We start from the raw sequence: 248 nt of genomic DNA, 5'->3' as shown, positions 1-248 counted from the left end.
ACGACACCGATCCGCGCTGGTAGTACTGTCCGGCCTTGGAGTCGGCGCGCATGTAGTCGTACGTCGGGGAGAGGTTCCAGGTGCGGCTCACGACGCCGCCCCCGGTGTCGACCGCGTGGCTCACGTCCCGCGTGGCCGTCGGATCGATCTGCACCTGCGCGGAGAACGCGTAGCGCTCCCCGGGGGTGGGGCCGGTGACGGTCTGCGAGATCGCGGGGGCGGACGAGCCGAACACCGCGATGTTGTCG

At 70.6% G+C, this 248-nt stretch carries 1 protein-coding gene; it reads right to left on the bottom strand.

The genetic code is table 11. From position 1 onward, the window contains the following. The coding region (locus KVS71_RS18105) for a hypothetical protein (RefSeq protein ID WP_217585227.1) at nucleotides 1-248 on the bottom strand (248 nt) is incomplete at both ends.

This window comes from Microbacterium sp. GbtcB4, from assembly GCF_019091465.1.
GTDB classification, from domain to species: Bacteria; Actinomycetota; Actinomycetes; order Actinomycetales; family Microbacteriaceae; genus Microbacterium; species Microbacterium paraoxydans.
The sequence above is the reverse complement of the archived record's forward strand: the minus strand, read 5'-3'. Positions and strand labels throughout refer to the sequence as shown.